General features: G+C 51.4%; 12 protein-coding genes. 6 read left to right on the top strand and 6 right to left on the bottom strand.

Going from position 1 to position 13,280, the window contains the following annotated elements:
• Positions 1-26 precede the first annotated feature (26 nt).
• Positions 27-782 (bottom strand): SDR family oxidoreductase, encoded by a 756-nt coding sequence (locus MKX50_RS23645; protein WP_244996434.1) that lies wholly within the window; start codon positions 780-782, stop codon positions 27-29.
• A gap of 245 nt (positions 783-1,027) precedes the next feature.
• Between MKX50_RS23645 and MKX50_RS23640 the strand changes: the two genes are divergently transcribed.
• The 3 genes from MKX50_RS23640 (at position 1,028) to MKX50_RS23630 (ending at position 4,651) form a co-directional block, all read left to right on the top strand.
• Positions 1,028-2,338, top strand: a complete 1,311-nt coding sequence (locus MKX50_RS23640; protein ID WP_280530417.1) for an NCS2 family permease — start codon at positions 1,028-1,030, stop codon at positions 2,336-2,338.
• Positions 2,339-2,520: 182 nt separating this feature from the next.
• Entirely contained in the window at positions 2,521-3,048 is a 528-nt protein-coding gene (locus MKX50_RS23635; RefSeq protein ID WP_339157914.1) for a hypothetical protein, read from the top strand.
• 202 nt (positions 3,049-3,250) lie between these two features.
• Entirely contained in the window at positions 3,251-4,651 is a 1,401-nt protein-coding gene (locus tag MKX50_RS23630; protein WP_339157913.1) for a sensor domain-containing diguanylate cyclase, read from the top strand.
• 64 nt (positions 4,652-4,715) lie between these two features.
• On the opposite strand, the gene MKX50_RS23625 is transcribed toward MKX50_RS23630, so the two are convergent.
• Positions 4,716-7,385, bottom strand: coding sequence for an EAL domain-containing protein (locus tag MKX50_RS23625; protein ID WP_213591262.1), 2,670 nt, complete (start codon positions 7,383-7,385; stop codon positions 4,716-4,718).
• A gap of 244 nt (positions 7,386-7,629) precedes the next feature.
• Here MKX50_RS23625 and MKX50_RS23620 point away from each other — a divergent pair, with 244 nt between their 5' ends.
• The gene (locus MKX50_RS23620) at positions 7,630-8,577 is read left to right on the top strand and encodes a 1,4-dihydroxy-2-naphthoate polyprenyltransferase (RefSeq protein WP_213591261.1); all 948 of its coding nucleotides are present in this window, start codon (positions 7,630-7,632) and stop codon (positions 8,575-8,577) included.
• 63 nt (positions 8,578-8,640) lie between these two features.
• Here the strand turns inward: MKX50_RS23620 and MKX50_RS23615 are convergent, their stop codons facing one another.
• The 4 genes from MKX50_RS23615 to MKX50_RS23600 all read right to left on the bottom strand — a co-directional run bounded on the left by MKX50_RS23615 (position 8,641) and on the right by MKX50_RS23600 (position 11,406).
• Positions 8,641-9,411: an ABC transporter permease gene (locus tag MKX50_RS23615; RefSeq protein WP_213591260.1), complete on the bottom strand. Its 771-nt coding sequence runs from the start codon at positions 9,409-9,411 to the stop codon at positions 8,641-8,643.
• Positions 9,408-10,127: an ABC transporter ATP-binding protein gene (locus MKX50_RS23610; protein WP_339157912.1), complete on the bottom strand. Its 720-nt coding sequence runs from the start codon at positions 10,125-10,127 to the stop codon at positions 9,408-9,410. The genes MKX50_RS23615 and MKX50_RS23610 overlap by 4 nt, the downstream gene beginning before the upstream one ends.
• A 128-nt stretch (positions 10,128-10,255) precedes the next feature.
• The gene (locus MKX50_RS23605; RefSeq protein ID WP_339157911.1) at positions 10,256-10,798 is read right to left on the bottom strand and encodes a PadR family transcriptional regulator; all 543 of its coding nucleotides are present in this window, start codon (positions 10,796-10,798) and stop codon (positions 10,256-10,258) included.
• 101 nt (positions 10,799-10,899) lie between these two features.
• Positions 10,900-11,406: a hypothetical protein gene (locus MKX50_RS23600; protein ID WP_213591257.1), complete on the bottom strand. Its 507-nt coding sequence runs from the start codon at positions 11,404-11,406 to the stop codon at positions 10,900-10,902.
• Between the two features lie 176 nt (positions 11,407-11,582).
• On the opposite strand from MKX50_RS23600, the gene MKX50_RS23595 reads away from it, so the two are divergent.
• Positions 11,583-12,503, top strand: a complete 921-nt coding sequence (locus MKX50_RS23595; RefSeq protein ID WP_213591256.1) for a prenyltransferase — start codon at positions 11,583-11,585, stop codon at positions 12,501-12,503.
• A 30-nt stretch (positions 12,504-12,533) separates the two neighbouring features.
• Entirely contained in the window at positions 12,534-13,262 is a 729-nt protein-coding gene (locus tag MKX50_RS23590) for a DUF6081 family protein (protein WP_339157910.1), read from the top strand.
• Positions 13,263-13,280: the final 18 nt, after the last annotated feature.

The raw sequence follows: 13,280 nt of genomic DNA, 5'->3' as shown, positions 1-13,280 counted from the left end.
GCAATAAGCTCGGCATCCATGTCGTATTACCCGTTCATCACGCTGCCGCCGTTAGCGCCCAGCACCTGCCCGGTGTATATGTTGGCATCGTCCGAAGCGAGAAACATCACCGATCTCGCAATCTCCTGAGGGAACGCCAACCGGCCCAGCAGATGACGGGAATCCCCGCTGTGTGTTCCTTCCTCGAGCGATGAACGGACATCGGAGAAGGTACCGCCCGGCGCCACGGCATTCACGAGCACAAAAGGAGCAAGCTCTTTTGCCAGCGATTTCGTCAGTGAAGTGACGCCGCCCTTCGCGGCCGAGTAATGCGCTAGCTCCGCACTTCCTTGGCTGGCCAGGTCGGAAGTGACGTTAATGATTTTTCCGGCCTTCTGGGCCAGCATGCGGGACGCTGCTTCGCGGGAAGTATAGAAGGCGCCGTATAGATGGATTTTGAGCATGCGATCCCACTGTTCATCGGTCATCTCGGTTACTTTTACCGCCTGGGCAATGCCTGCGTTGTTCACCAGAATATCGAGCCTTCCGAAATGTTCGTCAACCGCCGCGAACATCTCCTTGACCTGGGCCGAGTCGCTAACATCCGCATGGAACACCTCTGCCCGCACGCCATAGGATTCAGCCTGCCGCTTTACATCGGCCGCTTCCTTATCATCGCCATAATAATTGATCATGACATGAATGCCGGATTTGGCGAACTCCAGCGTAATCGCTTTGCCGATGCCTCGGCTGCCCCCCGTGATTAGGGCGAATTTCTGCTGCTTACCGTTACTAGTCATCATAGTTGGCTCCTTTTAACTTAACTTCGTATGTCTGTTCAGTGATAATCGGGTTCGTTCGTGTCTATAGTTCGAACGGCCTATTAAATCTAGTTAATGAGATTATACTATATTATTTGTGAATTTGAGAACAAACCTTTGGATAACGTGAGAATCAGGCTTGACTAACAAGCGCGATCACTGGAAAATAAGGGAGGTTCAAAATGGTTAATACTAATACATAACGCCTTTTGACAGAAGGGAGAACTATGATTGATATGAACAAGGCTCTAAATAAATATTTTAAGCTGGAGCAGCACGGAACGAACGTCAAGACCGAGGTGCTGGCCGGCATTACGACATTTCTGGCTATGGCGTATATCCTGGTCGTCAACCCGGCGATTCTCTCTGCGGCAGGGATTCCGTTCAAGCAAGTCTTCATGGCTACCGTCATTTCCGCGGTCGTCGGTACTCTCTTTATGGCGCTGTTCGCCAAACACCCGATTGCGATTGCACCGGGTATGGGTCTTAATGCTTATTTTACAAGCGTAGTGGCTTCTACTGGGCTAACGTATCAGACGGTGCTTGGTACGGTATTTATCGCCGGGATTCTGTTTCTGCTGCTCAGTCTGACGCCGCTGCGGGAAGCGCTGATCCGCGCCATTCCCGATTCGCTCAAATTCGGGATTACGGCAGGGATTGGCTTGTTTATAGCTTTTCTTGGATTACGGATGTCCGGTATCGTTGTAGCGAATCCGGATAATTTGGTGACCTTTGGGGATTTGCACCGCTCCGTCACGCTGCTGACGATCTTCGGCCTGTTTGTTACCTTGATCCTGCTGGCACGGCGAATTACGGGAGCGCTGTTCATCGGAATGGCTCTTACGGCGCTGGTTGGTTATTTTACGCATCAGCTGACCTTTGACGGCTTTGTCTCTTCCCCGCCGGCTCCCGTGTTCTTTGACATGGATGTGCCCGGCGTATTCAGCCAGGGGTTGTATGCGACGGTGTTCGCCTTCCTGCTTGTCACGCTCTTTGATACGACCGGTACGTTGATCGGGGTAGCCGAGCAGACGGGGGCGATGAAGAACGGCGAGTTTCCGCGAGCCAAGTCCGCTCTGCTTGCCGACGCGACGGCAACGACCGTAGGCTCGTTGTTTGGAACGAGTCCGACGACGGCCTACATCGAATCGACCACGGGCGTGGCCGCAGGCGGGCGAACCGGGTTGACCTCGCTCGTTGTGGCAGTTTTGCTGGCGTTGTCCATGTTTATTTCCCCGCTTGTGGGGGCGATATCCTCGCTTCCGGCAATAACGGCGCCGGCGCTTATTATCGTGGGCTGCTTCATGATGGAAGGGCTGGCGAGAATTGAATGGAAGAAATTCGACGAGGCTTTTCCGGCCTTCGCCATTCTGTTAATGATGCCGCTCACGGCCAGCATTGCCACGGGAATTGCGGTCGGCTTCATTACCTACCCGGTTCTGAAGCTCGTTAGCGGGAAAGGCAGAGAGGTTCACCCGCTGCTCTACATTTTCGGGTTAATCTTCATCGTTCAGCTGGCGTTTTTTCCGGCCCATTGATGAATGAAATAAATAAAATATTGTCATCCCTTTTAACATAATTGAGACCCTTTTGCTCCCGCCAAAACATATAATTAGGATGAAATCATTTCATTTTAGTTTGAACGACCTGAAAATGGTTATAAAAGGGTATAGACTTTTAACTATATATGTCTCGAAGACTTGAAAGGCGGGAGAACGCAATGTTGAAAAAATGGCTGGCTGTAATGATCCCTTTAGTCCTTATCGTCGTGATGTCTTCGTTTAGTACGTCCAGTTCGGGGGCAGCGGAGCCGCGATATGCGCCGGTCGAGCAGACGCCTGACACCAAGGTCGTGTATATTGAGCAGTTGAACACTGTGGCGAACGGCAAACATGAGCTGGTTGCGGATGAAATCCAGTGGTACGAAGGGGAGGCCGCTGAACAGGCCTTTCTGGAGCATGAACCGGACGCAGGAATTGATGGGCCGCCGGACGGATACTATATCGTCAATGAGGATCATGAGCTGACTAGCTACAAGGTGGCGCAGGATGTCAAAATCCTCATGCAGATTTATGACCGTACGGGGGATGTGGAGGATATGGATATTCGTTGGGGCGAGCTGATTACTTTGGAGCAATTCCAGAACATTCTCCAGAATACCGAATGGATCGATGTCCGCGACTTTCCTTTCCATATTACGGTGAAGGACGGCCTTATCGTCGAAATGGTGCAGCAATATATACCGTAAGATGCATACTCTCAGCAGCAAGCTAAGCCCAAATAGATAGAAGGTAGACACAGCGCCCCATCCAGCCGAAGAAGCGGGATGGGGCGCTGTCCGTTGTCAATGATGTCCATTTCTAAGATGCGTCTAGCAAAAAAATGCTGATCAGGTATACTATAATTTAACACGTAGTTCATTATGCCTATTCAAGGAAAGAGTGAAATGAATGCATAAAGAAGCTGAACTCATCCATCAAAAAAACATGCTGATGCTGAAAATATTATGGGGATTTTTTGCCATTGCCAATATTGTTAACCTGATTGTTGAAGGGAAGCTGGCTCCCGTATATCCTCTGGTCGGACTGATTCTGCTTGCGCTCCTGACAGGGGTAGTGCTGCAGAAACGCTGGGCCTCTTTCACCATGCTGCTGACTGTGTGTTTCCTCTTTGTGTTCTTCTACTTTTTGATCACAGGCGATCCTTATCTGCCGAATTTTATATTCATGGCCCTTGCACCTCTACTGAGCTTATTTTATCATGACTTTCGGGCGGTGCTCCTCTCCGGGATTTTATTTATCCTCTCTTCGGTGTATTTTTTCTTTGCCTACCAGGAGGTGCTTTTTCCTGGTCTGCAGGGCAGGGAAGTGTCTTACTTAATCTCTTACGGCGTGTTTATTACAGCCTTTTCGGTGATCCATACGAAGCTGACGCGTAATCTTTGGCGCCGGGCGGGACAAAGCGAAGAACGGCTGAGAACGATTCTGGACAGCGTCTCTATCGGCATTTGGACGCTTGATTTAAGCACGATGAAGGCCGATGTGTCGGATGGCTTCGAGCAATTGACTGGCTTCTCCGCCAAGTCGTTCAGAAGCAATTCCAATCAGTTCGATGAATTGGTATACCCCGAGGATGAGGAGCAGTTTCATAAGTTTCAGCAGGAGATGATTATCGGCCGGCGCAGCGCGGTAAGCGAATACCGCATTATCTGCCGCAACGGCACGGTGAAATGGGTGCAAAACCGCGGCACGCCGTATTTTAACCATTTGAACCATATGGTACGTCTTGAAGGCGTCATGATCGATATTACCGACCGGAAGCAGATGGAGGAGAAGATTGAGCATCTGGCTTACCATGACGAGCTGACGGGGCTGCCAAACCGTACGCTGTTCAGCAAGCGTTTCGAAGAATATGCAAGTCAGGGAAAGCTTTCGCTGGCGGTTCTATTTATCGATCTGAATGACTTCAAGGAAGTGAACGACACTTTTGGCCATGATGCAGGGGATTTGCTGTTAAAGGATATTGCGAATAGACTGACTGGCATTGTGCGTGAGCAGGATATGGTATGCCGCCTCGGCGGGGACGAGTTTCTCGTGCTGCTGGTAGACATAGACGAAACCCGGGTGGTTAAGGTGGCTGACCGCATTAAAGCGAGCCTGTCCGAAGGGTATTTGTATCAGGGTTACCGGCTGACCGCTGGTGCGAGCATCGGTTTCAGTGTGGCGCCAAGCGGCACCGGGGACCTGGAGGAAATGATCCGGCAGGCGGATGAAGCGATGTACGGCGCAAAGAAGAGCCGGGTGCGGCAGTATTTATCGCAGCAGGAAGGCGTGGCTTCGCATGAAGCATAAACGCGGAATTATAAATTAAAACCTCGCCACTCGGCGAGGTTTTTGTTTGTTTTGCTTGTGCGGGTCACCCGAGCCATTTGCTTCCGTTCCATTGCTTCACGAACCGGGCAAACTCCTTCTCCCGCAGTGGGCCGCTGAACAGATAGCCTTGGAATTGATCGCATTTCAGGTTCCGCAGGTAGTGAAGCTCCTCCTGCGATTCGATTCCTTCGGCCACAATATTCAGCTCCATATGATGGCCGAGCTCAATGACGGCGCGCACAATGGCCGATTTCTTCGGATCATGGGCGAGCCCCTGGATGAACGAGCGGTCGAGCTTCATCTCGTGGATCGGCAGACGCTGGAGCTGGCTCAGGGAGGAGTAGCCGGTGCCAAAGTCATCCAGGGAAATGGTGATGCCCATTGCGCGCAAATCCGCCATGACCTTGATGACATATTCCGCGCTTTTGATCAGCGAGCCTTCGGTGATTTCGAGGATGAGATCCCGTGGATCCAGCCGGGTCTTCTTCAGTACGCGGGAAATCATTCCGATCAAATTGCCTTGATAGAAATGCCGTGCAGAAAGGTTAACCGCGATCGGGAACCGCGGGAGACCTTGCTCCTGCCAGACTTTATTCTGGCGGCATGCCTCAGTGACGACCCATTCATCGATATCCATAATAATGCCCGACGTTTCGGCCAGGGGTATGAATTTGTCCGGAGGGACGAATCCGTATGCCGGGTGAAGCCAGCGAATCAATGCCTCGGCACCGCTGATGCGGCCTGTATGCGCGTCGATTTTCGGCTGATAATTCAGGGAGAACTGACCCGTTAAAAGGGCGCTGCGCAAGCTGTTCTCCAGCTTCATGTTCTCGGAGCGCTGGTTCTCGATCATTTGATCATAGAAATGATAGATGCTATCCCCTTGCTCTTTGGCTACGTACATAGCGATATCCGCATTGCGCATAATTAAGTCCAGATTATCGCCATCGTAAGGATAGATACTAATCCCAATACTTACGGAAACGTACAGGACGACGTCGTTGATCGTAACGGGCTCATTCAGCGCATCGCAGATTGCTTGAGCGGCCTGCTGAACGGAAGCGGTATCATTAAAATGATAGACAAAGACGAACTCATCCCCGCTAAGCCTGAACACGCGGAGCTGGTCGCTAACCAGCAGCGAGAAACGGGAGGCTACCTTTTGCAGGAGAATATCTCCCGTCTCATGGCCTAAAGTATCGTTGATCTGCTTAAAGCGGTTTAAATCGGCAAACATGACGGCAAATGAATGCTCCGGACCGTAATGAATGCCAAGGGAACCGATATACTCCGTAAAATGCAGACGGTTGGGCAGTCCGGTCAAGCCATCGTAATACGCCAGCTCCTGCAGCTTCTTCTCGGATTGCTGCAGCTGGAAGGTCTGTTCCTGAAGAAGCTGGTTGCTCGTGAGCGATTCCTGGAACATGCTCAGCAATTTATTGGTCATCTGCCGGAAGTTCACGGTCAGTGAACGGATTTCATAAATCCGGCTTTCTGGCCATTCGAGGCTGCGCAGATGATACACCTTGCTAGGCAGTCCAGTCGTAATGTCGGCAAGCTCCGACAGTCCCCGAACCAGGCGGCGGGTAACCCATCTGCTGGCCACCGCAGCCGCGATCATGAACAGCAGCAAATAAATGAACTGCGTCAAGTACTGGCTGTAGATTTGCTCCTGATACGGCTGCAGAGGAACCATCACGTACAGAATGAAGGGTACGCGCTTCAGGGTCGTTCCGTAAATGTAGCTGGCTTCCTGCCATTCCTGATTCGGCAGCAATCGCAGCCGCTTCTCAGGCATATGCAGGTATAAATCTCCCTGGATCACCGAGTTGGTCGGCAAAGGCAGCAGCTTGGTTACCGAGTGCTGAGGGGAATCATTTCCACTATCAGCAACGATTTGTTCATGCCGGGGATCGAGCACCATAATATGATAGCTCCGATCGGCCGAGAAGAATTCAATCACACGCTGCAGTTCCTCGAGACCGCCTTTGCCAGGATGTTCGAGCCTGCGGATGTCATCCGGGCTCCAGCGGTCGAGCTCGCTGGAAATGCTGCTTGACGTATGCAGAGCCACCTGCAGTGAGTTATAGCGAACGGAATCATATGTATTTCTGCTGTTCATGAGCAGGTAGAACACAAATGGTAAGGCAATAGCAAGAAATAAGATATGGTACAGCAGCTTGTTCAGATATATGGGCTTGTCCCTGTCCGCCCGGTGGATGTAAAAATACTTACTCGGGAGGTATTCCCAAATCGCATCTGCGACCAGTACGTTGAACAATCCATTCGAGATGTAGATGGCCGCTATTAGCCATGTCTCGATCGAAAGGCTGCGGTAGGATAAATAATATAGTAGGAGGAAAAGCGGGATACCTGCCGCGGACCAGAAAATGAAGTCCGCTCCGATGGTCGTTCGGATGCGTTTCCCCCAATGTGTTGAAAGGCACAAAAAGACAATCTCTAACCATAGAACTCCTTGAAACAGCGGATTGCCCCACACGAAAATGGAAGCGGCATAGACGAGCGTAGCAGTGAACAGCCCCCAGCCTGCGCCATATAGACGGGTGAGCAGAAGCAGCACCAAATTCGTAAATACGAGCGAAATACCGAAGATCAAGTGAAGAGGATGATACTCACTGAGCAGTGCCAGCCCGAGTCCCGCTAGAAAGATGATGCCTGTTGTATAAGAGAAATGTCTTCTTATGGTCATCATGTGGTCCTCCCCCGGAGGAAATAATAATCCGTAATACCTACATTTCGGCATAGTTCGGGGAAAACCCTTTTTTTACGCGGAAAACAGCGGTCATAACGGTCGGGATAATGGGACTATGGAATGAAAAATGGATGCGTGTCAATGACTTATGAAACAGAAAATATTTAAAATATGAGATATCCTCTTTTTAAAGATCAGACTAATTTGGAAACAAAACTATAGATGGTCTAAAAGGGGGGTACCTATGGCGATTCAAAAGTTTTTGAAGCTGGTGGAAATTCAAACGAAAGCCGCCAGTATGATTCCATTCTTGCTTGGCACGGTGTATGCTTTGTTCCGGTTTCAGCAGTTCAATGCCTCCCATTTCGGATTGATGCTGGTTTCCCTGCTGAGCTTCGATATGGCAACGACGGCGATCAACAATTATTACGATTACCGCAAGGCGGTCAAGAAGCACGGCTACGGCTATGAAGTTCATAATGCGATTGTACAGTACAACATCAAACCGTCGGCCGTGGTGGCGGTCATCGCGATTCTGCTGATGCTGGCCGTAGGCGCAGGCATCTTGTTGTTTCTGAAGGTCGGACTACTGCTGCTTTTGCTCGGAGGTTTGTCATTTACCGTAGGTATTCTGTATTCCTTTGGCCCGATTCCCATTTCGCGCATGCCGCTAGGGGAAATTTTCTCGGGACTGTTCATGGGGTTTGTCATCATCTTTATCTCGGCTTACATTCATGCCGGAGAACGCTTTGCTTCCTTAACGCTGACTGGAGGGACTGCTGTGCTGCAGGTTCAGCTTGTGGAGGTTATATTGGTCTTCTTCGTGTCCATCCCGGCGATTCTTGGCATTGCCAACATTATGCTGGCGAACAATATTTGTGATATGGAGGATGATATCGAGAACAAACGGTACACGCTTCCCGTCTACATCGGCCGTCCGAATGCGATGATCCTGTTCAAAATGCTCTACTACGCTGCCTATCTGGATCTGATCGTGCTGTGCGCGCTTCGAGTCCATCCGGTTATTGTGGCATTTGTGCTCTTCACATTCCTGCCGGTCCGCAAAAATATAAAACGGTTCACCGATCAGCCGACCAAGCAGTTTACTTTCGGTCTGTCGGTGCAGAACTTTATGCTGACCAATGCCGCCCGCATCGTCGCCCTCGGCCTTGCCGCGATCATGATGATGTAGTGGAGAGGCGTAAGTACCGCGGGCGGCGAAGAGACTAGCATGCTGTTTATTTGCCCTGCAAAGCTAGGATGGGTCGCCTGACATTGTTGCTGCCGAGTTCCGGCGTGCTGGCGCTTCGTTATCCCAGCGGAAGGTCAGAACGGCAGCTCCGAGGCAGATGACAGTGAAGAGGGCCAGGATCAGCATAGAGATGCCGAATTGCGGCAGTGAACCTATTGGATCAAGGGCTAGATTCATCGCTTGGACGAAATAGTGAAAAGGCTGAAGCGAACCGAAGATCTGAATCCATGCCGGAGCCTGCTGCAGGCTGTAAAAGGCTTCGCTGGTGAACAGCATCGGGAAGCTGATCAGATTCGAGATCATGTTGACGTTGCTCTCATCCCTGGACAGATTGGCTGCGATGAAGCCGATCGCCGTGAAACAGACGGTTCCGATAAGCAGAACGACAAGCATAAGCAGCAGGCTCAAGGGGCTGAGGCTAACACCGAGAATCAGCCTTGCAGCAGCGATAGTCACAGCGCTGACGATCAGGGATAGCGCGGTTCTCGCAGCGGTCATGGCGGCAACAAAGGCAGAGGTTGAGAAAGGGGTGGCGCGCAGCAGCTTATATACGCCGCGATTGCGATGCGACATTACATTGAAGGCAGTTACCATCGTCGCGCCGAACAGCACATTCATCGCCAGTATGCCGCCGAGCAATTTGACCGAATAGGCCGGCTGCTGAAAGTACAGGCCCAGGCCGAGCAGCAGTAAAACCGGAAAGGCGATCGTCCAGAACAAAGTGTGCATGTCGCGCAGCATTCCCCGCAGCATTGTTGTAAATACGGTTATCATGCCCAATCCTCCTTGCGGATGGGTTCTGTTAGTTGGACGTATAGCTCCTCCAAACCAGAAGCTCCATATTCTTTCAATAAATCCTCCGGGCGTCCATCTGCCCGCAAAATACCACCGTCGATCATCACAATTCGCGTAGCCAGCTTGTATACTTCCTCCATGTCATGCGAGGTGAATACGACGGATGTTCCGCTTTCTGCAAGCAGCGCAATAAGCTCCCTGATTTCTCGGCGTGCCCGCGGATCGAGGGCAGCGGTCGGCTCATCGAGAAACACGAGGCTGGGATCATGGACAAGGGTCATGGCAATGGCAAGCCTTTTCTGCTGTCCGCCGGACAGGCGGAAGGCATCGGTTCTGGCAGCTTCCTCAAGGCCGCATTGAGCGAGAAGGTCCATGATGGCGTCTGTTTTCAGCCTGACACCGTAAAAGGCGGCGAATAGGCGCATATTTTCAAGGGCGCTGTAGCCGGGGAAGAACGGAGTCGACTGCAGCTGCACACCGATCTGGCGATCCAGCTCAGGATGCCCGTATGTCACCGTGCCTTGGTCTGGGCGTCGCAGCCCGAGCAGCAAATCGAGCGTCGTCGACTTGCCCGCTCCGTTTGGCCCGATGATCCCGATGATTTCGCCGGGATAAATGGTCAGGCTGATGTTTTGGATAACAAGTCTTTTCTTATACACTTTGGTCAGTCCATCTGCTTGAATCAAGTAGTTCATCGACATATCCACTTCCTTTACTCAAAGTTATATATCCAACATTGGATATTATGGTGAAAAAATCGCCTGCAAAACATGGACACTTATTGTGCCGTGAGCAGGCTTCTTGCCGATGCAGCTGCAGGCAGCTAGGCATCTGCTGCCTTTCTTTGTTCTACAAGCCGGATAATGCGCTCCACGTATTGGATATCCAGTTCCAGCAGCGCCATGGCGTTGTCAAAGGAGGCCTCGGCAATAGGCGAAAGGCCGTATTGCCCTTTAATCTCTCTGCCGACGCGCCACAGGTCGAGTGTCTCTTCCAGCTGTCGCAAGTTTTGCTGCAGCAGGCCGAGGGCCTCCTCCGGCGGCAGATGCTCGATCCATAACAAGCCAAGGGAGAAATCGGATTTGACGGAGTGGGGGGTTATGGTCAGCGATTGGCGCAGCATCTGTTGGAACATTTCTTCTCCGGCTTCGGTAATCGCATATATTTTGCGCAAGCGCGCGCCCGTCCGTTCCTCCGCTTCCGTACGCAGGAGACCGTCCTGTTCCATTTTGTTGAGGGCGTAGTAAATTGAGCCTGACAGCAAATTCGTCCAGGTATCCATACGGCTCGTTTGGATGAGCTGCTGGAGCTCGTAGCCGTGCATAGGCCGTTCCCGCAGCAGGGCCAGCAAGATCAGGTTAGTCACCTTATTATCATCCTTTGCGATCTAGAGATGGAATCGAATATCCAACGTTGGATATATTTGAATTGATTATATAGAGGAGACTAACCTGTTGTCAAACCATTTTAAAATTTGTTTCTTTTTGGGGCAAACATGATTCCTGCGCCGATGGCGATCAAGGCAACCGCAAGCACGGGCTGTCCGAATACTACACGGTTGTAAAGTGTGCCGAACGCAATGACCGCAAAGAAGAGCAAAGACATCACCCCAAGGATGTTGATGGGGATCAATAGCCATTTGTTCCGGTTTCCGAACCAGTAGAATTCAAATAGACCAACCGCCGGAGCGAGAATGAACCCGGGCCACAGGTATCCCCAGCTGTCGAACAGAGTAGAGAGCTGGCAGACGATACCGACCGTAAACAGAATGCCCCCGGGAATGAGCAGGCCTGCGCCGCGGCGCTCGGTAAGGGAGAAGTACATCCAGTGAAAGAAAAGGCCTAGCGGAATGACGAACAGGGTAGGCCAGAAATTGCCGAACAGGCTGCCCATTGATATCGCTTCTTTTTGGAAGAAAAACAAGTAAACGCCCGCTAAAATCATTAACGGTCCAAGCCAAGACATTCGATTCATATTGAATCTCCTTTGCATATGTATTGAATTTACGATAAGCATACTACATTAATTGAACACCATCTTCGGTCTCTGGGGAAGAAAAAAACTGGACTTTGGTCTAGCAAAATAGTTCATGTATAATCAATATGTACAGTTTGATTTATCATTTTATCTGGAGGAGCGTGAGGCGGAGGATGAATAAATGGACATTGTTCAGAAAGGCATCCCGGTTTCAGGTCATTCCCGTCATGCTTATTCCTGTTTTTCTAGGAGCGCTGGGCGCTTATGTATGGAAAGGGGAATTTCATCCGGTACTCTTCATCATCACACTGGTCGGCGCGGGAGCGGCGCATCTGTTCTCGAACATGATTAATGATCTGTGGGATTTCCGGAGCGGCGCGGATACGGCGGCAAAAAATACACCGGAGGTGATTTCCACCAATTCCGGATTTCTGGCTGGAGGCACGATGTCCGAGAAGACCTTTGCACGGCTGACCTGGTCCTTGCTGGGACTCGGGGTGCTGTGCGGCATCGTGCTCAGTCTCTACAGCGGCTGGCCGGTGCTTGTATTCGGCGGCCTTGGCGGGCTGATCGCTTATTATTATGTGGCGCCTCCGATTCAGTTCGGATACCGCGGCAAAGGATTAAGTGAAGTGGCCATCCTGCTGTCCTTCGGCGTCCTGCCCATTATGGGCTCTTATTATGTACAGACTGGAGATTTGAGTCTGCGTTCTGCGCTATTGTCGCTGCCGATCGGGCTGTTGACTACGCTGCTATTGTTCAATCATCATTTCCTGCACTGGCAGGCGGACAAGCAGGCAGGCAAAAATACGCTGGTCGTCGTGTGGGGCGAGAAGCGGGCGCTGCGTTTTTCCAAGCTGCTGCTCATCCTGGCTTATGTTTGTTTATTGCTTTGCATCGCAATGGGCATACTGCCGGTATATGCGCTGGTTGGGATATTAACAGCAATTCCGCTCTACCGGGTCTATGGAAGGTTGAAGGAGCACAACGCTCCGGCAGCCTATTTGCCGCTGATGGGGGCTTCACTGCAGGCTTCCGTGCGCTGCGGCATCGTGATGATGGCGGCGCTTTTGCTGCAAGGGATTTTGCAATAATCAGAACATCAAGAAGGCGAGACGATACAAATGGACAAGCAACGGGTGATTGGCGACTTTCATACGATACTGAATGAAGGACAGGTGTGGAAAATCGGCGGGTTCCCCCTGCCGGACGGCACGTTCTGGGAATACCGCGAGCCGGACGCGGTTGTCATTGTGCGCAATGGCATACTATATGTCCGTGCCCCGCTTAGCCGGAGTCATGACCATGTGCAAATATTGGACAATGCCAAGCACATGTATTATTCGGTCGAGGAGTTTGCAGTGCCGGAGAACGGGGAGATCAGCTTCGAGCTGGATATCCGGGCGCGTACACAGAATACGGTACCGGGCGACCTATACGACGGCTACGTGTCCTTGAACCTTCTGGATTTCACGACAGGGGCCGCACTGGATTTCTTTGCCGGCAACGATAAATACGCCAGCGTGTACGCGGTGCTTCCTTTCCCCGGCGTAGAGGTGCCGCCGAGTGATAAGACGCGGTTCTTCTGTGTGTTCAAGGAGGATACCGACTTCAAGGCACGGGAGTTTAATAACTATAAAATCACGTATAACCGGGCCGAGGACGAGGTCATTTTTTTCGTGAACGGCAATGAGATCCGGAGGGAAAAGAATGTTCCGGTCAAATTCAACAAATTTACGATTGCGCTCGGCATCATGACGGAGAAGGACTTAACGCCGGAAGGCAGCGTGTCTGTGCATGGGCAGACCGTGATCGGCGAATACTCGCCGGTGAAAGTGACGATCAAGGAGTAATCCCCGGCCCCGACGCAT

The organism is Paenibacillus sp. FSL W8-0186 (assembly GCF_037969765.1).
Lineage (GTDB): Bacteria > Bacillota > Bacilli > Paenibacillales > Paenibacillaceae > Fontibacillus > Fontibacillus woosongensis.
This window is presented reverse-complemented; position numbering and strand designations above follow the sequence as displayed.

Bases quoted from the DNA above. Each gene is read 5' to 3' on its own strand.
- MKX50_RS23645 (WP_244996434.1), bottom strand. From the start codon at position 782: ATGATGACTAGTAACGGTAAGCAGCAGAAATTCGCCCTAATCACGGGG.
- MKX50_RS23640 (WP_280530417.1), top strand. From the start codon at position 1,028: ATGATTGATATGAACAAGGCTCTAAATAAATATTTTAAGCTGGAGCAG.
- MKX50_RS23635 (WP_339157914.1), top strand. From the start codon at position 2,521: ATGTTGAAAAAATGGCTGGCTGTAATGATCCCTTTAGTCCTTATCGTC.
- MKX50_RS23630 (WP_339157913.1), top strand. From the start codon at position 3,251: ATGCATAAAGAAGCTGAACTCATCCATCAAAAAAACATGCTGATGCTG.
- MKX50_RS23625 (WP_213591262.1), bottom strand. From the start codon at position 7,385: ATGATGACCATAAGAAGACATTTCTCTTATACAACAGGCATCATCTTT.
- MKX50_RS23620 (WP_213591261.1), top strand. From the start codon at position 7,630: ATGGCGATTCAAAAGTTTTTGAAGCTGGTGGAAATTCAAACGAAAGCC.
- MKX50_RS23615 (WP_213591260.1), bottom strand. From the start codon at position 9,411: ATGATAACCGTATTTACAACAATGCTGCGGGGAATGCTGCGCGACATG.
- MKX50_RS23610 (WP_339157912.1), bottom strand. From the start codon at position 10,127: ATGAACTACTTGATTCAAGCAGATGGACTGACCAAAGTGTATAAGAAA.
- MKX50_RS23600 (WP_213591257.1), bottom strand. From the start codon at position 11,406: ATGAATCGAATGTCTTGGCTTGGACCGTTAATGATTTTAGCGGGCGTT.
- MKX50_RS23595 (WP_213591256.1), top strand. From the start codon at position 11,583: ATGAATAAATGGACATTGTTCAGAAAGGCATCCCGGTTTCAGGTCATT.
- MKX50_RS23590 (WP_339157910.1), top strand. From the start codon at position 12,534: ATGGACAAGCAACGGGTGATTGGCGACTTTCATACGATACTGAATGAA.